Genomic DNA, 21,566 nt, shown 5'->3' with positions numbered 1-21,566 from the left:
TCCTTCCGGAGGCGGCGGATGAGGAGCCACCGGGTGATGGGGCCGGGGAGGACAGCCCACTCGGCGGGGTCGCTGCCGTTCCAGCCGACGGGGATCATGCGGACACCTCACGTGTGATGGCGATGATGTGTTCGATCGCGACCCACTTCGGGACGCTGCCGGTCGCGCCTTCCACCTGGTAGCCAGTGAGCTCTCCAGTGGCACGAGACGTCGTCGTCGTGAACTCGGTGCAGGTGAACTCGAGGACCGGGCCGGTGTCGAGGAAGATCCGCATGGAGAGGCGTTCGGCGGCGCTCATCGCTGCACCCCGAGCTGTTCGGTGAGGTCGCCGGCGGTCTTCGCCCACCAGACGTCGTGTTCGTGCGTGCCGACGGGGTGGGGGTTCTTCAGCAGGTCGCCGTTGTACGCGGCGATCCGGTTCGCGGTGCGCTGTGCTTCCAGCTGCGCGAGGGCGATGTGCGCGGATGCGACTGCGGCGACGGCCTGCGGGTCACATGCGTAGTTGGCGCTGTACTCCTGCCAGGCTTCGCCTTCGAGAGCTTCGCGGCGAACGAGGCCGAGGAGGCGTCGTGCTTCGGCGGTGTGCTCTTCGGCCGTCTGGGGCCTTCTCGTGATGGTGGTCATGGTGTGTCTCCCTGGGATGGGTGCGACCTAGTCGCAGGTGGAAACGTGATCGTGTTCGGCCGCGCGGGATTCTGCTTTCGCGTCGGCTTCGGCGTCGTACTCGTATTGCGCGCGGTCGATGACGGCGAGAGCGGCGACCGTGTACTTGGCGTCGGCCAGGTACTCGTCGCGGCCCATGTCGCCGATCTCGTCCCATGTGGGGTGTTGGACACCGTTGATGACGGGGCCGTACTGTGCGGCGTCTCGCTTTTGCAGTGCACGGGCCAAGAGCTCGGTGCGGGACGGGCGGCTCATGCGCTCATCCGTTCGTCGGCGGCGATGATCGCGGCGGCGATGCGCTCGGCTCGGACTCGGAACGTGCCCGGCGTGTAGCGCTCTGCCGCTTCGAGCAACCCGTCGATCGCGTCGAGCAGTTCCGGGTTGCCCGCGGTACCGACGATCAGGCGGTCCTCGGAGTACCAGCCGTTGCGGTAGCCCTTTTCGACCTCTCCGGCGCGGAGCGCATCCGCCACCTCTTCATGGTTCATAAAAGGATAGGCATCGCGCCACTTCGCGAGCACGTCGCGGGCCTGCTGGATGTCGGTCATGCGTGCACCTCTTCCCCGAAGAGGGCGCCGAGGACATCGGCAGGATCGCCGGGGCACGTGCTGAGAACGAGCCGGCGTGCGGCCTGCTTCTCCGCATGGGTGAGAACGAACTCGGGTCGCGGGTCAACTGAGGACAGGTCCGTGGGGCCGGTGAAGCCGGTCATGGTGGGGCTCATCGGTTCACCCCCGGACGATTCACGACGGCGTGGACTCGGAGGATGGCGGCGACGAACAGGACCACGACAGCCCACACGAGGACCGGCCACAGCATCGACGTGGCGCTGACACCGGACGCGAACAGTGCGGCGGCGAACGACAGGTACAAGAGGACGGCAGCGGTCTTCACAGCGCACCCCCGCAAGCGAGGCCGACGGCTGCGATGGCGAGCACCAAGCCGACGAGGGTGAGGAAGGCGCCGATGATGCGGTTCTCGAACCGTTCCCGACGGTTCACGACTGCGGCTCCTCGTTCGGGAGCGTCAGCAGCCAACGGACCGCCTCGTCACGGAGGATGACTGCGTGCTTCGTCGGGTACGACGGGGTGAGGTCGCCACGGTTGATGGCGTTGTACAGCTCGGTCTTGCTGATGTCGGTGATCTCAGCGAGCCTTCGCACCGAGTACGACAGCTTCCCGTCGTCGATCAACGCGATGACCTTGTTGATTGCCGGCGTGATGTGCTGCGCGACGAGCTCGGCGATGTGCGCGCCGAACGCATCGGTTGGGTGGTCCTGGAGAGTCATGCTGCAGCTCCGATGAGAGTGTCGGGGGCGACATGCAGGAAGCCACCGACACGGACGAGTTCGAGAACCTTGAACGGCCTCCTGGCGTGGAGGGAGTCGTCGAGGTCCGCGTGGTCCATGTCGGTGGCTTCAGCGACAGTCGCGGGGGTGACACCGGCCTGAGTGATCGCAGAGCTAACGCGCTTCGCGGTCCTGGCGGTGATGGCTTGTGCGTCCATACGGACAGCCTATGTGTCCGTTCGGACGTGTGCAAGCCCCCGCGGACACAAAACCGCGCCAAGTGGACGTTTTTTGCCCTACGGTGGACGTATGTCGAAAGCTGTCGCCCACCTCCAGCGCGCCCTCGCGGACGAAGTCCGAGGCGCTTCACGGCGCGAGGGCTTCTCCCAAGCCCGCGTCGCCGAACTGACCGGTCTGTCGCTCACCACCATCCAGCGACTGTTCGCCGGCAAGCGAGAGATGGACACCACCCAGCTCACCCTGATCGCGCAAGCGATCGGTGAACAACCCGACGCTCTCCTCCGCGCCGCGATGAGCCGTGCTGAGCGAATGTCAGAGGCTGCCCCGGACAATGTGACCCAGCTGCAGCCCCGGAAGCGCGTCGAAGACATGACCGTCGAAGAGATCGAGCAGCTGGACCATGCGGCCACCGTCGACCCTGAGATGGATGAGCCGGAACAGTTCGACTAACCACCGACTGGGGGGACCTTGTACGACCCGTACCAACACGCAGCAGAGCTCGGCATCACCGTCCTGCACCGGCCGCTGCGAACAGCGCACGAGATGTGGCTACCCGACCACAACATCATCGTCGTGAAGGACCGCCTCCGCGCCGTCCACGACCGGTCAGCGCTCGCCCACGGAATCGCACACGCGGCGCTTGGTCATCCTGATGATCGTCCGAAGCATGAGGTGCAGGCGGACCGGTACGCAGCTGAGCGCCTGATCGATGAGGACCAGGCGCTCGAGCTGTGCAGGTGGACGCAGGACCCAGCTCGGATCGCTGCGGAGTTGGGCGTGTCAGGACGACTGTGGCGGGTCTGGTTCAACACCAGGCAGGGACGCGCCGCCTAGCGGTACTCGTCGTGGGTGTGGTCGTGACCGACGGGGCACCAGCAGGGAATCGTCTTACCCTGCAGAACGTGCGTCTCGTCTGCTTCGCCCGTGGGGTCAGTGCACGTGTGTTCGATCGGTCCGTCAGTCATGAGTGGTCCTTGATGTGGAGAAGCTTGCGCATCGCGCGGGTCAGCGCGTTCCAGGTCCGTTCGAAGATCGGTCCGACGATGGGGATGCGCGCCGGGTCCAGTCCAGCGTCGGCCAGGATCCACCCCGCCACTCCGATGTTGAGCGTCAGCACGGCCACCCAGGCCAACGCGTACAGGTCTGCCTCGCTCATGCTGCTTCTCCTTGCCGAACCTTCTGCAAGACGTGTTCCGCTGAGACCACGACCTCGATGTTCTCGAGCGGGTGTGAGAACTCAGGGTCGCGCCAGTCCACCTCTGCACCATCGATCCGGCGTGCTCGGATGGGGTTGTGGAGAGTCTCCATCACCGCGACTTCCACGTCCCATTCAGTGAGCTCAGGGACGAGCCGCTCTTGGACCAGACCGATGAGCAGGTCATGATGCTGCTCTGAGACGCGTTCGGCGTCGTCAGCGGGCAGGTTGTCCCACGCCCAGTCAATCATCAGGTCTCCGTCGGAGAACCCCCACTTGCTGAGCAGGCTTCCACCGTCCAAGCGGAGCGGTGCTGGCGTCGTCATGCTGCTTCTCCTTCGTCCTTGGCTTCGATCGTACGGTCCGGTCTCGTCAACGGCAGGTACGCCCGCTGCAGTGCGTCCCGGAGGACGTCACGGTTCTGCCGGGACCGGTAGTGGCGCGCCATCGCCACGGTCGAGTGGCCGACGATGTCGATGATCGTCATCTCATCCACCCCCGCCGCGTACAGCAGATCCACCGTCGTGTTCCGCGCAGTGCGGAGCTGCGCATCCTGCACGCCAGCACGGTTCAGGACGTCATGCCAGTACGCGTTGTCGGTGGACGGGTCGATCGGGGAACCGTCGAGCTCAACACCGCCCGGCGCGCGTTTCGGTTCCGACGTCCACAACAGTCCGTGAGGGTTCGGTTCCAACCGGGCTGCTTCCACCCGCCGTTCGATGATGGACCGCAGCGGGTCGACGAGGGGGATGATCCGCCACCCCGACTCCGACTTCGGCCGCGACAACCACAACCCACCAGTCAGGTGCCGGTACTCCCGATCCTCGGGGGCGTTCAGGTGCCGTTCCGGGCATTCCGCACCACGCTTCGCCCCACAGTGCGGTTCCCACGGCTTCGACGGGTTACAGCCATGCGACCACGAGAACCGCTTCAACTGCCACGACAGGTCCAGCTCATCGGTGACACGGTCCAGTTCGATGCCGAGCACCTCCCCCTGCCGGGCCCCAGCGAGGAGCGCGGTCGCAACACGTGAGCCGAGACGTTCGTGGGCGACGGCCTCGAGGACCCGGATGCCGCCGTTCACGTCGAGGCGGGGGAGCTCCACCTTCTTCTTCTTCGGCTGGTCCACGAGCGTGGCGACGTTCCGGGAGACACGTCCTTCCCGGACGGCGTCGCGGAGGGCGAGGCGGAGGACCGCGTGCGCCTGCTGCGCCGTCGACCCGCCCAGCCCCTTGTCGCGGATCGCTTCCTCTACCTTCCGCACGTGCTGCGGGGTGAGCTTGTCGAGTCGGGTCTTCCCGACCGCCGGCACGATGTACTGCTCAATGCTGGTCCGGTACGACGCAATCGTCTTCGGGGCGATCTTCTTCGAGTGGATGTGCGCGAACCAGAACCGGATCCACGACTCCAACGTCTGCGACGCGGTCGGCATGTCACCGATGTCCGCGAGGTCTTTCTGCAGCCGCTTCAACTCCGCGACCACGGTCGCCTTGTTCTTGTTGCGGACGAACTTCCGGCGCCGCTTCCCCGACGATGACGGCAGTTCGATGACGGCCTGCCAGTACTTCAACGGCAGCGACGTGTCCTTCGGCACACGGAATAAGGCACCCTCACCAGCACCACGCTGAATCGCACCCATCAGGTCTCCTTGGGTGGCTGCACGTCGCGGATCGTGGACTGGTCGACTTCCGCGTACACGTAGTTGAAGTCCTCTACGATCACGTACGGTCCGTGGTCTCGCGTGAACCGGAGCGGCCGACCGGGATACCTCGTCAACTCCGCAGTGAACGTCGTACCCGGCACCATGTCGGCAACGCTCGGCGGGGCGACCATGTCACAGTTGCACGCACCGTCGCCCGGCTGGTTCGACAGGCAGTGCGGGCGGTGCCCGTTGACAGGCCGATGCAACTCCGCGAGGCGCGCGGTCAGGCCGGGCTCGGCGGTCGGGGTCGGCTGCGAGAACAGAGCAATGTCGCGGTCGTACTCCGTGAACAGGTTCTGCCATCGCTGCCACACCTCGTTGACGGGCCACTCGCCGCTGTTCCGCAGTCGCTCGATGAGCCTGTTCGCAATCTGCTCACGGGTTGGCACCTGCACGGACGGCTCAGCCACGGTCGGCTCCGTTCTGGATCAGGGCGAGGACGGCGTCGGTGACCTTGTTGCGGAGAGGGCCGATGTCGGCACCGAGGATGTGCGGCACGGCAGGGCGCGGGTAGTTCGACGCGTTGAACAGCACCGAACCCACCGCTGAGTTGATCTGCTCGCGCGTCGGCGGGTGCAGGGAGGACTGGACGGCACGAGCACGCTGCGCCTCGGCCTGGAACACGTCCATCGGCTCGTCGGTGGTCGGCACCGGGCGCTCGATTCGGACCGGAACAATCCGTCGGTTGTTTTCGCCGTACGTGACCCGGTCGCCTGCGCGGGTGTCTAACGCGCTTACCTCGTCGCCCTTGTCTCGGTCCGCGATGACGCGGTACTGCTGCTCGGTCACTGGTACTCCTCGGCGTAGTAGTCGTCGGTCTGGTACTCGGTGTTGATCTGCCGAGCCTGATCGCGGGCAGCCTGTTCGGTCGTCCAGTACGAGTGCACGTACCCGTTCTTCTTGACGAGCCACGCTGTCGGTGCGCTCACGTCGTCCTCCTTCTCGGGCCGTGGCCCACTGCTGTCCTCCTGTCGTGTGCTACCCAGATGCGGCAGGTGGGTCTCCTACGTCGGTGGTTGGGGGTACTGTCCACTTCTGTTCCCTTCGGTGCTTACTTCACTGGTGGGGGCGGGGCTGATCCGTGAGCGCGGGTCAGCCCCGTTCTGCAATTCGCATTCCGCGTTCCTGCCCACCGAGCTGGATGCCGTCGAGGATGGCTTCCAGCGGGTAGCCGAGAGCGAAAGCGAGGTGTGCGGCTTCGTAGACCGTCACGGACCGCTTGCCGTTCTCGACGGCCGAGACGACATTGAGGGTGCAAGGCATCCCGTTGTCGATTACGCGTTGAGCCAGTTCGGTCTGAGACCAGCCGAGCTTGGTGCGGCGGTCGAGGACCATACGTCCGAGACGCCAGTCGTCCTTGCGTTGGCCTTGGTGGCGCGGAACACGGACGTTCCCGTTGTTCGGGACCTCTCGGGCATCAACAGCTGCTCGGCTGCGCACTGGCATGTGGTCCTCCTGTGGTGGTGCAAGTCGTTCTCTTTCTGGTGGTTCGACGCGTCAGCTTCGGGTGAAGACGCGGCGTGTGCGCTGGGGTGCTGGCGGCAGTTTCGTGCCGCTGCGGTCTCCTGCGGGCGTATTTGGGGTGCATCCGCCTCGTGTATCCATCGGTGCGTGTCCGTACGGGTTCGAGCGGTCACATTGGACACGGTACACGTCCGAATGGACGTGCGCAACGTCCGAATGGACATCTTCCAACTGACTCTTAATCAGTGGGTTCTCGGTTCAAGTCCGAGGGGGTGCACCGCAGGACGAACGCCCCGGCTCATCGAGTCGGGGCGTTCGTGCGTTCCGGCGACGTTCCCGCGCCGACGCGGAGACACGCCCGAGGTGCCTCGCAGCGTGGAAATCAGTCCGCGGGGACGTCGACGATCCGCTCGTCACCGATGACGGGTTCGAGCGAGCCGGCCGATGCGGCGGCGAGGTCGGCGGTCAGCGCCCCGAGCGCCTCGTGGGGGACCCATACCTCGAAGGTGGCCGCCTGCCCGTACTCGGTCGGGCCGAGCGTCGCGTGGTGGTGCCGGACCCAGTCGCGCAGCACGTTGTCGAGCCGTCCGGCGTCGGCGTGGTCGACGTCGAAGCGCACTTGCGTCAGGGCCTCGCGACGGACGAGGACCGCCGTGTCGAGCGCCTCGGACACCGAGGTCGAGTAGGCACGGACCAGTCCGCCGGCCCCGAGCTTCACCCCACCGAAGTACCGCGTGACGACCGCGACGACGTCGGTCAGGTCGCGGCGTCGCAGGACCTCGAGCATCGGGACGCCCGCGGTGCCGGAGGGCTCGCCGTCGTCCGAGGAACGGGCCTGGTCCCCGAGCACCCCGGTGACCATGGCCGTGCAGTTGTGCCGGGCGTCCCAGTACCGCCGCCGGACCTCGGCGGTCACGCGGTCCGCGTCCTCGACACCCGAGACGGGCGCCACGGTCGTGATGAACCGCGACTTCGTGATGACGATCTCGTGCTCGACCGGTGCCGCGACGGTGGCGGGGAAGCGGCGGGGCATGCCCACGAGGGTAGCGGCGCGGGTGTCGGGCGCCCGCGCTACCATGGCGTCCACGCGCCGGACCCACAGGTCGCGCGGACACGGCTGGGGAGGAGTCCGAGATGGACACGGGTGATCTGAAGGGCGGGGCGCTCGACGCCGCCGAGCTCGCGCGCCGCCTCAACCTGCTCCTCGACTTCGAGGAATCGCAGCGTGGCGCCCCGGTGCCGTTCTCCTCGATCGAGGAGTACGTCGCGGCCCACGGCGGGTCGCTGTCGCGGGCGAAGTGGACGTACATGCTCTCCGGCGACGGCCGCCGCAACCGCGACAGCGAGCTCCTGCGCCTGCTGGCCGGGTACTTCGAGGTCGACGAACGCTTCCTGCTCGAGGACAGCGAGGTACCGGAACGGATCGGTGCCCAGCTCGCCCTCGTCCGCTCCCTGCGCTCCGCCCGCGTGAGCGGCTTCGCGGCCCGGACGTTCCCCGGTGAACTCTCACCCGATGCGCTGCGGCGCATCGCCGAGGTGCTCGAGGAGGAATCGCAGCGGGGGAGCGTCGCATGACCGACGCCCTCGTCGAGTCGTTCTGGGCTCGTGGCGCCGTCGAGGAGTGGTCGGACGTCGACCAGGCCGTCGCCGCCGCCGCTGACGTCGTCGGCAAGCCGATCGTCGTGCGCGAGGAGTCGTTCCTGGCCGCCGAGCCCGTGTGCGGTTTCGTGGCCACGCTCGAGCACGCGCACCTCGTGATGATCTCGCCGACGGCCTCGCCGACGTTCCGGTCGTTCGTCATCGGGCACGAGCTCGGGCACGTCCTGCACCGGCACCAGGAGCACGCCGCGCAGAGCGCCTACATCCGCGACGTCATCCCGGACCTGCCCGAGTACAAGGTCGAGCGAGCGCTGGCCCGGGGGATGTTCTCGAACGGGTACGAGCACGAGGCCGAGGTCTTCGCCGACCGCCTGGCCGCCGTGATCCGCCAGCACCGCGGCCGCCCGAGCGCCTTCCGCGGGGTCTTCGGGTGATCATCGCCGTCGTCCAGGCGATGCTGCTCATCGTCGGGACGATCGTGCTGTTCGTCCTGCAACGCGGACAGGACCGCACCCTGGCGTTCACGTTCCTGCTGTTCGCCGCCACCATCGTCACGAACGTCGATCCGCTGTACCGGTGGCTCGACCCACTGCTCGGCGGGTACAACGTCGTGACCGTCATCAGCGACTGCCTCATGGTGGCCGGCACGAGCACGCTGCTGTGGGGCGTGGCCAAGGCGGTCGGCGCGGCGCGGCCCTGGCTCCGGAACGCGGTCGTGTTGTCCTTCGTGGTGGTGGTCGTGGTGGTCGTCGTCGCGTTCGCCGTGCTCGACAAGCCCGCGACCACGACGACCTTCATGCTGGACGCCGGCTCGCACCCGGCGGCCACCGTCTACTCGACCGCGCAGACCGTCTACCTCGGTGTGGCCCTCGGCGCGACGGGGTTCATCTGCGTGCTCCGACTGCGCGAGGCCCGGACGACCACGGACCTGGTGGGGCTGTGGGTGCTGGTCCTCGGTGGGGCGCTCGGGGTCGTCCGCATGGTCGTGGTCGTCGTGATGGACGTCGCCCACGTCACCGGCGACCTGGACGTCACGCACGCGCTCTCGCTGCCCTACGACGTCGCCACGCCCGGCGCGGTGCTCTGTGTGGCGTCCGGCATGCTCCTGCTCGTCGTCGGGCACCGGATCTCCCGTCGACGCCGGGTCCGCCGGGTGGAGGACGCGCTGCGTCGTCTGGCACCGCTGCACGACCGGATCGGGGTGGACAACGCCTACCCGCCGACCGACGACCCCGCGACCCGGCTCAGCCGCCGCATCGTCGAGATCAACGACGGGGTCCGAGGCACACGGTCGTCGCTGACCGACACGGAGCGTGCCGCCCTCGCCGACGCCGAGGCCGCGCTCGAGACCGCCGAGTCCCTCGACGCTGTCGAACACGCCGTGTACAGTCTGTAGCAGGTGCTACAGATCCTGTGGCCTGCCGGGTCGGGACTCGGCCGCGTTGGGGGCGGCCGAGCACCACCCGCCCGGCAATGCCGTACCAGCATCGTCGAGCCCGGCGTTCACTAGGATCGTCCCGTGCTCGTCTTCGCCGCAGTCGTCCTGTTCCTCGGTGCCGTCTTCAACGTCGTCACCTGGCCGCGCTTCTTCCAGCGTGTGGCGAAGGACACCCGTGCCCGCGACGCCGCCGGCAAGCCGACGACGTTCTACACGGTGCACCTCGTGCTCCTGCTGATCGCGCTCGCGATCGCCGTCGCCTCCGTGATCGCAGGGATCCTGCTGCTGGTCTGAGCTGTCCCGCCCAGGCGCGGCTCTGGTCCGGACCACCGCCGGACCGGAGGCCCGTGGCGGCGCCGCCACGGGCCTCCCGTCCGCCCCCCGGTCACCATCGCGAGCCGCGATCGCCGGCCGCTTCAGCCCTGCTTCAGCGGGGCACGGCAGGATCGACCCCATGCGTGTGCTGGTGGTCGACGACGAGGTCCGGCTCGCCGACGGCGTGCGCCGCGGCCTCGAGGCCGAGGGGTGGGCGGTCGACGTCGCGAACGACGGCGTGGACGGGCTGTGGCACGCGCGCGAGTTCCGCTACGACGCGATCGTGCTCGACCTGATGATGCCCGGCCTGAGCGGCTGGGCCGTGTGCGCGCAGCTCCGCGCCGACGGCGACTGGACACCCGTGCTCATGCTGACCGCCAAGGACGGCGAGTGGGACCAGGTCGAGGCACTCGACGCGGGTGCCGATGACTACGTCACGAAGCCGTTCTCGCACCCGGTGCTCGTCGCACGGCTCCGGGCGCTCGTCCGCCGCGGTGCCCGTGAGCGCCCCACGGTGCTGACGCTCGGCGACCTGGTGGTCGATCCTGCGGCGCGCACCGTGGCCCGCGGGGAGACCCCGGTCGAGCTGACCAGCCGCGAGTTCGCCGTGCTCGAGTACCTCGCACGGCACCCGGGACAGGTCCGGTCGAAGCGCGACGTCATCGAGAACGTCTGGGACGTCGACTTCGAGGGCGACCCGAACATCGTCGAGGTGTACGTCGGACACCTCCGCCGGAAGCTCGACCGGCCGTTCGGGCGTGCCGCGATCGAGACGGTCCGTGGCGCCGGGTACCGCTTGGCGGCGGACGGTGGCTGAGCGACCGAGCCCCCGCTCGGGGACCACCGCGCCGACCCGCTCACGGCGTCCCCGGTCGGTCCGGGCCCGCACCACCCTCGGCGCCGGGGCCGTGGTCCTCGCGGCCCTGGTCGTCGGTGCCGTCGCCTTCGTCGTCGTGCTGCGGCTCGTGCTGCTCGACGGCGTGCGCACCTCGGCCGAGGCCGGCCTCGAGCAGGTGTCCTCCCGGGTGGAGGCGGACGGCGTGGCCGCGGTGACCGGCTACGAGGACGTCCTGGTCCAGGTCGTCGGCGACGGCGGGGCGGTCCTGGCGCACGGCGAGGACGCCGACGGCGCTGCCCTGCCCGCCGCAGACGAGTCCCGGTGGACCCACGACGGCGAACGCTGGCTGCTCGTCGCGGACGACGTCGACCTGCCCGGCGGCGGCGAGGCGGCGCTCGTCTACGGCGCCACGCTCGACCAGGCCGACACCGCGGTCCGCACCGCCGTCGTGCTCCTCGCCGTCGGCGTGCCCGTGCTGGTGCTGCTGCTGGTCGCGGTCACGTGGGCCGTCACCGGGCGGTCGCTGCGACCCGTCGAGCGCATGCGCACCGAGGTCGAGACGATCCGTGCGGCCCGTCCGGACGCCCGTGTCGAGGTACCGGACACCGGCGACGAGGTCGCCCGGCTCGCCAGCACCATGAACGCCATGCTCGACCGCCTCGAACGGTCCGCCGAGAGCCAGCGGCGCTTCGTGTCCGACGCCTCCCACGAACTCCGGTCGCCGATCGCGTCGATCCGGCAGCACGCCGAGGTCGCCGTCGCGCACCCGGAGCGGACCGAGGTGGCCGACCTCGCCGACGTCGTCCGGTCCGAGGCGGTGCGCCTGCAGGACCTGGTCACCGGGCTGCTCGAGCTCTCCCGCCTCGACGAGGGCGGGATCCGGACCCGTCGCCCCGTCGATCTCGACGACCTGGCACTCGATGCCGTGGCCCGCGCACGGGCACGTGCTGCCGCCACGCCGCCGTCGGACGTCGACCTGCCAGCGGTCCGGGTGGACGGCTCGGCGATCTCTGCGGCGCGGGTCCTCGGCGACGAGCGGGTGCTGACCGGGGTGGTCCGGAACCTCGTCGACAACGCCGTCCGGCACGCGAGCGCACGCGTCGCCGTCTCGCTCACCGAGCACGACGGGTCCGCGGTGCTCACGGTGGACGACGACGGCGCCGGCGTCCCCGAGGACGAGCGGGCCCGCGTCTTCGAGCGGTTCGTCCGCCTCGACGAGGCCCGCAGCCGGGACGCCGGCGGCGCGGGGCTCGGCCTCGCCATCGTCCGCGACGCCGTGCGGGCTCACGGCGGCGACACGACCGTGGTCACGTCCCCGCTCGGCGGCGCGCGCTTCGTCGTCCGCATCGCACTCGGCGGCTGAACAGGCGGCTTCAGGGCTGCTTCAGCACCCCGACGCGATGCTCGTCCACATGAACCTCCGTACCCAGCACCAGAAGCCCTCCGCCCGCCGCATCGCCGCGTTCGCCGCCCTGCCGATCGTCGCGGCGCTCGCACTCACCGGTTGCGCCAGCGACGACTCGGACGACGACACCGGCTCGGCCGGCTCCGGCTCGGTCGGCTCGTCGGCGACGGACTCGTCGGGCTCCGCTTCGTCCTCGTCCGGGACCGGCGCGGCGTCCGCGGGCTCGAACAAGGCCCTGCTCGCAGCGGTCGCCACCGCACGCGGCGAGGTCGGCTCGGGCACCGTCATCTCGGTCGAGCAGGAGCAGGGCGCATCCGCGTACGAGGTCCTGGTCGTCACGAAGGACGGCACCGAGCACGAGGTGCACACGAACGACGACGGCACCGCCGTCGCCGGCACCCCGCAGACCGAGGCCGCCGACGCGGATGACAAGGCCGAGCACGAGCGCTTCGTCGCCGCTGCCGACCTGAGCGTCAAGCAGGCCCTCGACGCGTTCCAGGACCTGCACGCGGGGACCGTGACCGAACTCGGTCTCGACGACCACGTCGGCACGGTCGTCTGGGAGGGCGACGTGCTCGACTCGTCCGGCACGAAGCACAGCGTGCGCATCGATGCCGGCTCCGGTGACGTCGTCACCGACCGCGTCGACACCGACGACTGACCCGCGTCCTCAGGACTGCAGTGGCGGCCCGAGGACCTTCCGGATCGCCAGCGACGCGAGCTGCTCGTCCGGGGTGTCGAGCAGCACCCGGTAGGTCTCCCGCTCGGCGACGAACTCGACGCAGACCGCGTCCTCGTCGCACGGGCCGAGGCGCCACCCCTGCACGGCGTCCATCGGCACCAGGGTGCGGTTCTCACGCTGGTAGTCGGTCTCGGCTTCGAGCCGATCCGCGAACACCCGGAGGCGTCCGTAGGCACCGCGCCAGCTGAGCTGCAGGTCGAGGGTGGGAGAAGCAGAACGGTCCGGCACCCGCTGATGGTAGCGACGGTTGCCGGACCGTTCGTGCTCCCGCTGTGGGGGCTTGCGTTCCGGGGACAGCCGGAGGGCTACGCGCCGTCGCCGTTCTGGTCGCCGTCGCGGCGGACCTGGGCTGCCGGGTCGCGGACACCGATCGGGTACGGACCCGTGACGCCTTCGCGCAGGGCGGCGATGCGCAGGATGCGGTCACGCTGCAGGAACCACCCGACGATGAGCAGCGGGATCACGATGACGAGCGACGCGATCGTGTACGTGCCGACGGGGTAGTCGATCGCCATCAGCACGATGACCGAGGCGAGGAACGCCAGGGTGAGCCAGGCAGTGACGGGCGCACCCGGTAGCCGGAAGGTGGGCTCCTTCGCGAGTCCCTGCTTCGCCCACTGCCGCAGCCGCATCTGGCAGAGGATGATCGTGCCCCACGCGGTGATGATGCCCAGGCTCGCGATGTTCAGTGCGATCTCGAACGCCTGGCTCGGCACGAAGTAGTTCAGCACCACACCGGCGACGGTGAAGGCCGCGGTGAGCAGGATGCCCGCGTACGGCACGCCGCCCTTCGACATCTTCGTGGTCCACTTCGGCGCCGAACCGTTCATGCCCATCGAGTGCAGGGCGCGGCCGGTGGAGTACAGGCCGGCGTTCAGCGAGGACAGCGCCGCGGTGAGCACGACGAAGTTCATGATCCCGCCGACGATCGAGCCGACCTGCGGGTTGCCGAGCGACGAGAAGAAGGTCACGAAGGGGCTCTCGCCCTCCTTGTAGGCCGTGTACGGCAGCAGCAGGGAGAGCAGGATGATCGAGCCGACGTAGAACACCGCGATCCGGAACACGACGGAGTTGATCGCGCGTGGGATGACCTTCTCGGTGTTCTGCGTCTCGCCCGACGCGGTGCCGACGAGCTCGATCGCCGCGTACGCGAACACGACGCCCTGGATGACGATGACCGCGGGGAGCAGCCCGTTCGGGAACAGCCCACCGTTGTCGCCCCAGATCGAGAACCCGGTGCGCACGGCCTCGCCGCCGGCCTCGACCGGGAACGCGAAGACGAGCCAGATGATCGCCACGACCAGGAACGACACGAGCGCGGCGACCTTGATGAGCGCGAACCAGAACTCGAGCTCACCGAACACCTTGACCGCGACCATGTTCGCGGCGAGCACGACGACGAGGGCGATCAGTGCGAGCAGCCACTGCGGGGCCGCGGTGAAGGCCGACCAGTACTGCAGGTAGATCGCGACGGCCGTGGTGTCGACGATGGACGTCATCGCCCAGTTCAGGAAGTACATCCAGCCGGCGGCGTACGCGAACTTCTCACCGTAGAACTCGCGGGCGTACGAGATGAACGACCCCGAAGACGGGCGGTGCAGTACGAGCTCGCCCAGGGCGCGCAGGATGAAGAACGCGAAGACCCCGGCGACCAGGTAGGTCAGCGCGAGCGCGGGGCCCGCCGTGTGGAGTCGTCCACCGGCACCGAGGAAGAGGCCGGTGCCGATCGCGCCGCCGATCGCGATCATCTGCAACTGCCGGGGCTTCAGTCCGTGCTGGTAGCCCTCCTGCTCGTGCGAGAAGTCGTTCGCCGGCGCTCGGCTGCCACCCGTGTCGTTCTGCGCTGTCATGCGCGACAACCTACATGCGCACCGGACCGGGCCGTCACGCAAACCCCGGTTCGATCGAACCGCAGCTGCTGAACGTCCGCACAGCCGACGGCGGCCCGATCCTGAACGACGACCGTCGTCCGTTGCTTGCATGGAGGGATGGACATCCTCCTCCGACTCCTCGTCGCGATCGGGTCCGCCCTGCTCGTCACCGCCGTCGTTGCCCTCGTCCTGCACCTGGTCCTCCGGGCGATCGCACGGCGGGAACGCTGGGCCGGCGTGCTCTCGCGCCGGACGAGGCACCCCTTCCGCACCGTGCTGCTGGTGGTGCTGCTCTGGATCGCGTTCACGTCGAGCATCCCGCGGAACGCCGACGCCTACCCGTGGCGCGACGAGGTGGTGCACGCCTTCCTCATCGTCACGATCGCGACCGGTTGCTGGCTCGCGTGCCAGGTCGCCATCTTCCTCGAGGACCTCGGGCTGCACCGCTTCCGCATCGACGTGCCCGACAACCGGCAGGCGCGCCGCATCCGGACCCAGGTGCTCATCATCCGGCGCCTCACCGTCGCGGTGCTCGTCATCATCGCCGTCGGGGCGATCCTGCTGACCTTCGACGGGGTCGAGGCGGCGGGTGCGAGCGTGCTCGCCAGCGCCGGCCTCATCTCCGTGGTCGCGGGCCTCGCGGCCCAGTCCACGCTCGGCAACGTGTTCGCGGGCATGCAGCTGGCGTTCTCCGGGTCGATCCGGGTCGACGACGTCGTCGTGGTCGAGCAGCAGTGGGGACGGATCGAGGAGATCACCCTGACCTACGTCGTGGTGCACCTGTGGGACGACCGCCGGTTCGTGTTGCCGTCGACGTACTTCACGAGCACGCCGTTCGAGAACTGGACGCGGACCGGCAGCGAACTGCTCGGCGCCGTCGAGTTCGACCTCGACTGGCGGGTGAGCCCGACCGACATGCGGGCGGAGCTCGACCGGATCCTGGACACCTCGACGATTTGGGACCGCCGCGTCAAGGTGCTGCAGGTCACCGATGCCGTCGGGGGACTGGTCCGGGTCCGCATCCTCGTGACCGCGCCCGACGCCGGCGGCCTGTTCGACCTCCGCTGCTACGTGCGTGAGGAGATGGTCGAGTGGATCCAGCGCACCCACCCGGACGCCCTGCCGGTCCAGCGCGTGCAGCTCTCCGAGCCGACCGCGCCGGCGCCGCGCCGCCGCGGACGAACCGCAGAGGGGGACTCACAGCTGTTCGGCGACGACGAGCGCGGCGCGCTCTTCACCGGACCGATCCAGACCTCCGGCATCCCGGAGTCCGAACGCTGACCCGGTGACGGGAGCGGCGTGCCCTGCACCGCCAGGACGACGAACGGGAGGCACGGTGCCAGCTGGCACCGTGCCTCCCGTACGTCAGGCCGGTCGCGTCGACGACCGCCTGCCGCGTCTCGACCTACTGACGCGCCTTGACGGCGCGGTCGTCCTCGACGACCGTGCCGATGGCCACGATCGTCGTGGCGATCCACGCGACCCAGGTCAGCGCGAGCCGCCAGTCACGCGGTCCTTGGCGGGTGGTCTGCAGCACGCTGTAGCCGCTGATGAGCGAACTCCACACCGCACCGTTGAACATGAACTTGCGCACAGAGGCCTCCTGTCGTCGTGCTGACAACGCTACCGGCCCGTACATTGGAGCGCCGCCGGTCACCCTGCCGCGGCACCGGGTAGAGGAGCGTTCGTGCGTCAGGCGGTCATCGGAGCGGCTCTGCTCGTGGTCGGCGCGGTCTGCGTCGTGTTCGGGCTGCTGCCCCTCCACGACCTCGCCGTGCTCGCCGACCGGGTCCTGCCGGTCCTCGGGTTCGTGCTCGGGCTGACGGTCGTCGCCGAGCTGGCCGCGGACGCCGGGGTGTTCGACCGCCTCGCCGACGTCGCCGCCCGGGTCGGCGGCGGACGCACGATCGGCCTGTGGGGCGCGGTCGTCGTGCTCGCCGTGCTCTGCACCGTCTTCCTGTCGATCGACACCACCGCGGTGCTCCTCACGCCCATCGTGATCTCGCTCGCACGGCGCGTGGGTCTGCCCCCGATGCCGTTCGCCCTGACGACGGTCTGGCTCGCGAACACCGCCTCGCTGCTGCTGCCGGTGTCGAACCTGACGAACCTGCTCGCCGTCGACCGGATGGGGCTCGGCGGCCCGCTGCCGTTCGCCGGGCTGATGGCCTGGCCCGCGGTCGCCGGGGTGGTCGTGCCGTGCGTCGTCCTGCTCGTGGTGTTCCGCGGCAAGCTGTTCGGCCGCTACTCGCCGGTGTCCGTCCGCACGCCGAAGGACCCGGTGTTCTTCTGGGCGGCCTCCGCGGTGCTCGTCGCGCTCGTCGTCGCCCTGACGGCCGGGGTGACCGTGTGGATCGCTGCGGTCCTGGCCGCCGTCGTGCTCGTCGTGGTCGCGGCGTTCCGGTCACCGTCCGAACTCCGGGTGTCCCGCGTGCCGTGGTCCACGCTGCTGTTCGCCGCCGGCCTCTTCGTGGTGGTCGAAGCGCTGCACACGACCGGCATCACCGACCCGATCGTGCACGCGCTGCAGGGCGGCACCGGGACGGGGTCGTTGCTGCTGCTCGGCGGTGCGGGCGCGGTGGCGGCGAACGGCATCGACAACCTGCCGGCGTACCTGGTGCTCGAACCGACCGCCGGGCACGAGGCCCTGCGGTACGCGGCGCTGCTCATCGGCGTGAACGCCGGTTGCCTCATCACCCCGTGGGCCTCGCTCGCGACGCTCCTCTGGCACGCGCGGCTGTCGGCCGAGGGGGTGCACCTGTCGTGGGGGCGGTACATGGCGCTCGGGTGCATCGTCGCGCCGCTCACCGTGGTCGCCGGGGTCCTCGCGCTCGCGCTCTGACGTCGGCGGGGCCTCGGACCGTTCGGGTGCCGGAACCCTGCGCGGTCAGAGCCAGTCGCGGGTCTTGAAGACGTGGTAGAGCACGAGCGACGACGCGGTGATGATCGCGAGCGACGCCCAGAGACCGCTCCAGGCGCCCTCGCCCGGGAACTCGACGTTCTGCCCGAAGAAGCTCGTCACACCGGTCGGGATCGCGATGATCGCCGCCCAGCTCGTGACCTTCTTCATGACCGTGTTCTGTCGGTTCGACGCGAGGTTCAAGGTCGTGTCCAGCACGCTCGACACGGCGTCGCGGAGCTGTTCGACCGAGTCGGCGATCGAGACGAGGTGGTCCTCGACGTCGCGGAAGTACGGCCGGATCCCGTTCGAGATCGTCTCCGCGTCGCCGTGCAGCAACGAGGCGACGCTGTCCCGCGTCGGCACGACCAGGCGTCGGAGCACCCCGAGGGTCTTGCGGAGCCGGAACGACCGCCGCTGGATCTGCTGCTCACGGGGGTCGCCCGGCTCGAACAGGTCGTCCTCCAGGGAATCGATCTGCCGCTCCAGGCCCTCGACGGTGTCGGTGGCCCGATCGACGACGGCGTCGAGCAGTGCCCACACCAGCCACGGCACACCGTGTTCGGCCATGTCGGAGTTCGCGGTGAGGCGGTGTTCCATCGGGGTGGTGTCGACGTCGGAGCCGTGGATCGTGACGAGGGCCCGTCCGGTGACGAAGGCCTTGACCTCGTGCGTGATCAGGTCACCCTCGTCATCCGTGCCGCCCACGTCGTAGACGACCAGGAACAGACTGTCCCGGTACCGGTCGAGCTTCGGGCGCTGGCCGTGCTCGACGGCGTCCTCGACCGCGAGCGCGTGGATGCCGAGCTCCTCCTCGATCTGCTCGAGGTCGGCCGACGTGGGGTCGGTGTAGTCGATCCAGACGAAGGTGTCCGGGTCGGCGACGAGGTCGGAGATCCGGTCGACGGGGAAGTCCCGCTCGACCGTGTCGCCCTTGCACCACGCCCGTGTCCTGACCATGCTCGTCAGCCTACTGAGACGGCCGACCCGGAAGATGCCGGGTCGGCCGTCGTGGAGCTGTGGAGCCGCTCAGTAGGCGGAGACGAGCTTGCCGTCCTCCACCTTCAGGTACTGGTTCACACTGAACGAGTCCTCGCCGCGCTTCTCGTCACCGAGGTACGAGGTGTAGTCGTACGAGACGCTCCCGTCCTTCGTGCTCGTCACCATCACGGTGCCGGCGCGGGACGCCTCGACCTGCAGCTCGGGCATCGACGTGACGTCGTACTGCACGCCGCCGTCGGCGTCGTAGGGCCCGTACCAGGGGCAGCCGCTCAGAGCCCGGAGCTCCGTCTTCTCGGCGCAGTCGTCGATCAGGTCGGACACGTACTGCTCGGCGTCCTGTTCGAGTGCCTTGGTGCCCTTCGGTGCGAAGTCGACGTACCCGGACGAGACCGCACCCACGGTGACCTTCTCGGTGCCGCCGGTGAAGTACTTCGTCCCGCCGACCGAGACCTGGTAGCTGCCCGGGTAGGCGAGGGACGTGAACCTGCCGTCGCTGATCTTCCCGATCTCCTTGCCACCGACGGTCACCGGTGCGCCCTCGAGCACGTCGGATGCCGTCAGGGTCACCTGCTGGGCCAGCGGCTGCGTGACACGCCACTCGTCCTTCACCAGGAACGAGGTGCCGGTGCGGCGCAACGACACCTGGCCGGAGCGGTTCTTGCCGTCCTGGGTGTAGCTCAGGGTGGCGATGGCGGTGTCCCCGGTCCGGGCGACACGGCCGACGCGGATGTCCGACGGGCGGTCCGTCGCGCTCCCGAGCACCTTGGAGTCGAGCATCGCGGCGTCGTCGGGGACCTCGCTCAGGTCGGCGGCGGTGTTGGCGTCACCGCTCGCGATGGCCTGCACGTAGGACTTCACGGTCGGGGCCGGACCCCAGACGTTGGCGCGGAGGACGCTCGTCGTGACCGCACCGGCGATGACGACGACGATCACGGCGCCACCGGCGATGAGCGAACGCACCAGGATCTTCTTGGCCCGTGGGGACATCGGTGCCGGAGCGGGGGCACCACCGCCGATGAACGGCTGCGACCCGTATGCCGGTTGTGCGCCGTACGTCGGCTGTGCGCCGTAGGGCGGCTGCGACCCGGACACCGGCTGCGCGCCGGAGATCGACTGCACGCCGTACGCGGGCTCCTGGGCAGGCCCGGCCGGCGGGTACGGCGCGTGCTGGTCAGCGGCCGGGGGAGTGTTCCACGCGGCGGCAGCCGGCGCGTCGGCGGTGACCGGCGCGCCGGGCGCAACGGGAGCGCCGGGCGCACCGGGCGCGGGCGGGTCGACGGTCGCGGTGGGCGCGACGGGAGCACCCGGGCCGGCAGCGGGCCCGGCCGGGAACGCCGGCGGCGCGACGGGGCGGGGGTCCGCACCGACCAGACGCGACGTCCGCAGCACGACGGCACGACCGAGGCGGGGCAGGAGCACCGGAGCGAGGTACCGGGCGACGACCTCGATCGCGCCACCCCACAGGGCGAAGACGATCGGCGTCCACGGCGCGATGCCGATCGACCCCGACCCGTCCACGGAGCTCGTGCTGCTCACCTGGTACGAGGCGACACCGGTGCCGAGGACGAAGAACAGCAGACCGAGTGCGAACCAGACCAGCGGCGTGACGACCCAATCGAGCGTGGTGCGGACCCGGTCGTTGCGGCGGACGGCGAGTGCGAGGCCGGCCGCGACCGAGGTGACGACGACGAACAGCACGACGAGCCAGGTCCAGCCGCCGGCGCCGCCGAACACCGAGGCGGTGTCGCTGGCAGATCCGAAGCCGGACGTGCCGACGCCACCGAAGAACCCGAGCGCGGTCAGCCCGACCGCGACGTTGCCGAGCAGCAGCGGCAACGCGGAGCCGTAGGACGGCTGGGCGATGACGGCGACGACGAGGACGACGAGGGCGACCAGCACGACGAGGACCGTGAGCTGCGACGCGGCGACGCGCAGTGTGCCGAGCAGCCGGGCGGCGAAGACGTTGCCACCAGCGAGGACGGAGGGCCGGGCGAGGAGCGCCGCCAGCGCGCCGATGACGAACGCGCCGAGGATGCTGCCGACACCGACGGCGTGCACCGGCTCGATGACCGCGCCGGACACCGACGGGAACCGGATCGCGAACAGGGCGGCCGCGACGTTCGTGAGCACGGTGGTGACGAGGCCGGAGACCGCCGCGGTAACGAGCACCTGCGTGCGACCGAGGCCACGCGTGCGGATCCGGCGGGTGAGCACGACGGCCAGGACGACCTGCGCGGCGAGCACCAGTGCTGGCACCACGGCGAGCGAGCCCGAACCGGAACCGAGGAACCCGATGGACCCCGACAGGTGCAGTCGGCCGAGGTCGGCGAGGGCGACGAGCTGCGCCGGCGCTCCGAGCAGGACGCTCACGCCGGAGAGCAGGGACTCCACGTCGGGGGCCGAGCCCGTGCGGAGGTCGGTGCCGGAACCGGTGGACGGAGCGGCCGAACCGCTGCCGCCGGATGCGAGCAGGCCCACGGTGATGAGCAGCGAGAGTCCCGCGACGACGTACGCCGCGACCCAGCCGCCGACGGCGGCGAGCACGGCTGCGAGCCAGTCGCGACCCGAGACGGAGCGCACGAAGCGACCGAACGCATCGGACGGCTGCGCGGCGGGGGCGGGCTGACCCGACCACTGCTGCGGGCCTCCAGGCTGCTGCTGCTGCCAGGCGGGCTGGCCGGGACCGGGCTGGCCGGAACCGGGCTGGCCACCGGGCTGGGGCGGGACGGGCTGGTTGGGCGGGTTCTCGCTCACGGCTGGGGTCCTCTCCGACCGGGAGGCCGGCGCCGCACTCCAGCACCCGTGTCCCCCCGACACGTGCCTGCAGCGTAGCGGAACCGTCGATCCGCCGTGAATGCGCTGTCCCCACGCTGGTAGTTTCGGCACGCACCCGGCCCTCGCCGGGCGG

32 protein-coding genes are annotated in these 21,566 nt (G+C 69.7%); 11 read left to right on the top strand and 21 right to left on the bottom strand.

Annotation, left to right across the window (positions count from 1 at the left end; genetic code table 11):
* Positions 1-94 precede the first annotated feature (94 nt).
* The 8 genes from DEJ17_RS06345 to DEJ17_RS17710 all read right to left on the bottom strand — a co-directional run bounded on the left by DEJ17_RS06345 (position 95) and on the right by DEJ17_RS17710 (position 2,169).
* A complete protein-coding gene (locus tag DEJ17_RS06345; RefSeq protein WP_110892596.1) occupies positions 95-298 on the bottom strand; it encodes a hypothetical protein in 204 nt (67 codons plus the stop codon).
* On the bottom strand, positions 295-624 hold the full coding sequence (locus DEJ17_RS06340; protein ID WP_110892595.1) for a hypothetical protein: 330 nt from the start codon (positions 622-624) through the stop codon (positions 295-297). Before DEJ17_RS06340 ends, DEJ17_RS06345 begins: the two co-directional genes overlap by 4 nt.
* Positions 625-651: 27 nt before the next feature.
* Positions 652-918, bottom strand: a complete 267-nt coding sequence (locus DEJ17_RS06335) for a hypothetical protein (RefSeq protein WP_110892594.1) — start codon at positions 916-918, stop codon at positions 652-654.
* Positions 915-1,211, bottom strand: a complete 297-nt coding sequence (locus DEJ17_RS06330) for a hypothetical protein (protein WP_146239645.1) — start codon at positions 1,209-1,211, stop codon at positions 915-917. Before DEJ17_RS06330 ends, DEJ17_RS06335 begins: the two co-directional genes overlap by 4 nt.
* The gene (locus DEJ17_RS17720; protein WP_181421077.1) at positions 1,208-1,375 is read right to left on the bottom strand and encodes a hypothetical protein; all 168 of its coding nucleotides are present in this window, start codon (positions 1,373-1,375) and stop codon (positions 1,208-1,210) included. Before DEJ17_RS17720 ends, DEJ17_RS06330 begins: the two co-directional genes overlap by 4 nt.
* 8 nt (positions 1,376-1,383) lie before the next feature.
* The gene (locus DEJ17_RS17715; protein WP_181421076.1) at positions 1,384-1,557 is read right to left on the bottom strand and encodes a hypothetical protein; all 174 of its coding nucleotides are present in this window, start codon (positions 1,555-1,557) and stop codon (positions 1,384-1,386) included.
* 103 nt (positions 1,558-1,660) lie between these two features.
* A complete protein-coding gene (locus DEJ17_RS06325; RefSeq protein WP_110892592.1) occupies positions 1,661-1,951 on the bottom strand; it encodes a helix-turn-helix domain-containing protein in 291 nt (96 codons plus the stop codon).
* The gene (locus DEJ17_RS17710; RefSeq protein ID WP_181421075.1) at positions 1,948-2,169 is read right to left on the bottom strand and encodes a hypothetical protein; all 222 of its coding nucleotides are present in this window, start codon (positions 2,167-2,169) and stop codon (positions 1,948-1,950) included. Before DEJ17_RS17710 ends, DEJ17_RS06325 begins: the two co-directional genes overlap by 4 nt.
* 91 nt (positions 2,170-2,260) lie before the next feature.
* Here DEJ17_RS17710 and DEJ17_RS06320 point away from each other — a divergent pair, with 91 nt between their 5' ends.
* Positions 2,261-2,641, top strand: coding sequence for a helix-turn-helix domain-containing protein (locus tag DEJ17_RS06320; RefSeq protein WP_181421074.1), 381 nt, complete (start codon positions 2,261-2,263; stop codon positions 2,639-2,641).
* 18 nt (positions 2,642-2,659) lie between these two features.
* Positions 2,660-3,025, top strand: a complete 366-nt coding sequence (locus DEJ17_RS06315; RefSeq protein ID WP_110892590.1) for an ImmA/IrrE family metallo-endopeptidase — start codon at positions 2,660-2,662, stop codon at positions 3,023-3,025.
* Positions 3,026-3,152: 127 nt separating this feature from the next.
* Here the strand turns inward: DEJ17_RS06315 and DEJ17_RS06310 are convergent, their stop codons facing one another.
* The 8 genes from DEJ17_RS06310 to DEJ17_RS06280 form a co-directional block, all read right to left on the bottom strand.
* A complete protein-coding gene (locus tag DEJ17_RS06310) occupies positions 3,153-3,347 on the bottom strand; it encodes a hypothetical protein (RefSeq protein ID WP_110892589.1) in 195 nt (64 codons plus the stop codon).
* Positions 3,344-3,712 carry a hypothetical protein gene (locus DEJ17_RS06305; protein ID WP_110892588.1) on the bottom strand — a complete coding sequence of 123 codons (369 nt, stop codon included), beginning with the start codon at positions 3,710-3,712 and terminating at the stop codon, positions 3,344-3,346. The genes DEJ17_RS06310 and DEJ17_RS06305 overlap by 4 nt, the downstream gene beginning before the upstream one ends.
* On the bottom strand, positions 3,709-4,980 hold the full coding sequence (locus DEJ17_RS06300) for a tyrosine-type recombinase/integrase (protein WP_181421073.1): 1,272 nt from the start codon (positions 4,978-4,980) through the stop codon (positions 3,709-3,711). Before DEJ17_RS06300 ends, DEJ17_RS06305 begins: the two co-directional genes overlap by 4 nt.
* Before the next feature lie 44 nt (positions 4,981-5,024).
* Positions 5,025-5,498 carry a hypothetical protein gene (locus DEJ17_RS06295; protein WP_110892586.1) on the bottom strand — a complete coding sequence of 158 codons (474 nt, stop codon included), beginning with the start codon at positions 5,496-5,498 and terminating at the stop codon, positions 5,025-5,027.
* On the bottom strand, positions 5,491-5,877 hold the full coding sequence (locus DEJ17_RS17530; protein WP_146239644.1) for a hypothetical protein: 387 nt from the start codon (positions 5,875-5,877) through the stop codon (positions 5,491-5,493). Before DEJ17_RS17530 ends, DEJ17_RS06295 begins: the two co-directional genes overlap by 8 nt.
* The gene (locus tag DEJ17_RS17705; protein ID WP_181421072.1) at positions 5,874-6,017 is read right to left on the bottom strand and encodes a hypothetical protein; all 144 of its coding nucleotides are present in this window, start codon (positions 6,015-6,017) and stop codon (positions 5,874-5,876) included. Before DEJ17_RS17705 ends, DEJ17_RS17530 begins: the two co-directional genes overlap by 4 nt.
* Positions 6,018-6,180: 163 nt before the next feature.
* Positions 6,181-6,534, bottom strand: a complete 354-nt coding sequence (locus DEJ17_RS06285) for a helix-turn-helix transcriptional regulator (protein WP_146239643.1) — start codon at positions 6,532-6,534, stop codon at positions 6,181-6,183.
* Positions 6,535-6,934: 400 nt separating this feature from the next.
* Complete coding sequence (locus tag DEJ17_RS06280; RefSeq protein WP_375342559.1) at positions 6,935-7,585, bottom strand: YigZ family protein; 651 nt, start codon at positions 7,583-7,585, stop codon at positions 6,935-6,937.
* Between the two features lie 101 nt (positions 7,586-7,686).
* On the opposite strand from DEJ17_RS06280, the gene DEJ17_RS06275 reads away from it, so the two are divergent.
* The 7 genes from DEJ17_RS06275 to DEJ17_RS06245 all read left to right on the top strand — a co-directional run bounded on the left by DEJ17_RS06275 (position 7,687) and on the right by DEJ17_RS06245 (position 12,808).
* Complete coding sequence (locus DEJ17_RS06275; RefSeq protein ID WP_110892582.1) at positions 7,687-8,127, top strand: hypothetical protein; 441 nt, start codon at positions 7,687-7,689, stop codon at positions 8,125-8,127.
* Complete coding sequence (locus DEJ17_RS06270; protein ID WP_110892581.1) at positions 8,124-8,585, top strand: ImmA/IrrE family metallo-endopeptidase; 462 nt, start codon at positions 8,124-8,126, stop codon at positions 8,583-8,585. The genes DEJ17_RS06275 and DEJ17_RS06270 overlap by 4 nt, the downstream gene beginning before the upstream one ends.
* Positions 8,582-9,547 carry a hypothetical protein gene (locus tag DEJ17_RS06265; protein ID WP_110892580.1) on the top strand — a complete coding sequence of 322 codons (966 nt, stop codon included), beginning with the start codon at positions 8,582-8,584 and terminating at the stop codon, positions 9,545-9,547. Before DEJ17_RS06270 ends, DEJ17_RS06265 begins: the two co-directional genes overlap by 4 nt.
* A gap of 123 nt (positions 9,548-9,670) precedes the next feature.
* Positions 9,671-9,883 carry an SCO4848 family membrane protein gene (locus DEJ17_RS06260; protein WP_110892579.1) on the top strand — a complete coding sequence of 71 codons (213 nt, stop codon included), beginning with the start codon at positions 9,671-9,673 and terminating at the stop codon, positions 9,881-9,883.
* Positions 9,884-10,043: 160 nt separating this feature from the next.
* Positions 10,044-10,721 carry a response regulator transcription factor gene (locus DEJ17_RS06255; protein WP_110865386.1) on the top strand — a complete coding sequence of 226 codons (678 nt, stop codon included), beginning with the start codon at positions 10,044-10,046 and terminating at the stop codon, positions 10,719-10,721.
* Positions 10,714-12,105, top strand: coding sequence for a cell wall metabolism sensor histidine kinase WalK (locus DEJ17_RS06250; RefSeq protein ID WP_110892578.1), 1,392 nt, complete (start codon positions 10,714-10,716; stop codon positions 12,103-12,105). The genes DEJ17_RS06255 and DEJ17_RS06250 overlap by 8 nt, the downstream gene beginning before the upstream one ends.
* A 49-nt stretch (positions 12,106-12,154) precedes the next feature.
* Complete coding sequence (locus DEJ17_RS06245) at positions 12,155-12,808, top strand: PepSY domain-containing protein (protein ID WP_146239642.1); 654 nt, start codon at positions 12,155-12,157, stop codon at positions 12,806-12,808.
* A 9-nt stretch (positions 12,809-12,817) separates the two neighbouring features.
* Here DEJ17_RS06245 and DEJ17_RS06240 read toward each other — a convergent pair whose 3' ends face one another.
* Positions 12,818-13,117 carry a hypothetical protein gene (locus DEJ17_RS06240; RefSeq protein WP_110892576.1) on the bottom strand — a complete coding sequence of 100 codons (300 nt, stop codon included), beginning with the start codon at positions 13,115-13,117 and terminating at the stop codon, positions 12,818-12,820.
* A 77-nt stretch (positions 13,118-13,194) separates the two neighbouring features.
* Positions 13,195-14,739 carry an amino acid permease gene (locus DEJ17_RS06235; protein ID WP_110892575.1) on the bottom strand — a complete coding sequence of 515 codons (1,545 nt, stop codon included), beginning with the start codon at positions 14,737-14,739 and terminating at the stop codon, positions 13,195-13,197.
* Positions 14,740-14,877: 138 nt separating this feature from the next.
* Between DEJ17_RS06235 and DEJ17_RS06230 the strand changes: the two genes are divergently transcribed.
* Positions 14,878-16,041 (top strand): mechanosensitive ion channel family protein, encoded by a 1,164-nt coding sequence (locus DEJ17_RS06230; RefSeq protein WP_110892574.1) that lies wholly within the window; start codon positions 14,878-14,880, stop codon positions 16,039-16,041.
* Positions 16,042-16,165: 124 nt separating this feature from the next.
* Here DEJ17_RS06230 and DEJ17_RS06225 read toward each other — a convergent pair whose 3' ends face one another.
* Positions 16,166-16,354: a hypothetical protein gene (locus tag DEJ17_RS06225; RefSeq protein ID WP_042538771.1), complete on the bottom strand. Its 189-nt coding sequence runs from the start codon at positions 16,352-16,354 to the stop codon at positions 16,166-16,168.
* Positions 16,355-16,447: 93 nt separating this feature from the next.
* Between DEJ17_RS06225 and DEJ17_RS06220 the strand changes: the two genes are divergently transcribed.
* Positions 16,448-17,599 (top strand): SLC13 family permease, encoded by a 1,152-nt coding sequence (locus DEJ17_RS06220; protein WP_110892573.1) that lies wholly within the window; start codon positions 16,448-16,450, stop codon positions 17,597-17,599.
* 45 nt (positions 17,600-17,644) lie between these two features.
* Here the strand turns inward: DEJ17_RS06220 and DEJ17_RS06215 are convergent, their stop codons facing one another.
* Both DEJ17_RS06215 and DEJ17_RS06210 read right to left on the bottom strand, forming a co-directional pair.
* The gene (locus DEJ17_RS06215) at positions 17,645-18,616 is read right to left on the bottom strand and encodes a magnesium transporter CorA family protein (RefSeq protein WP_110892572.1); all 972 of its coding nucleotides are present in this window, start codon (positions 18,614-18,616) and stop codon (positions 17,645-17,647) included.
* A 69-nt stretch (positions 18,617-18,685) separates the two neighbouring features.
* Positions 18,686-21,412: a hypothetical protein gene (locus tag DEJ17_RS06210; RefSeq protein WP_110892571.1), complete on the bottom strand. Its 2,727-nt coding sequence runs from the start codon at positions 21,410-21,412 to the stop codon at positions 18,686-18,688.
* Between the last annotated feature and the right edge of the window lie 154 nt (positions 21,413-21,566).

Origin of the sequence: Curtobacterium sp. MCSS17_011, from assembly GCF_003224275.1 — a bacterium.
Lineage (GTDB): Bacteria > Actinomycetota > Actinomycetes > Actinomycetales > Microbacteriaceae > Curtobacterium.
This window is presented reverse-complemented; position numbering and strand designations above follow the sequence as displayed.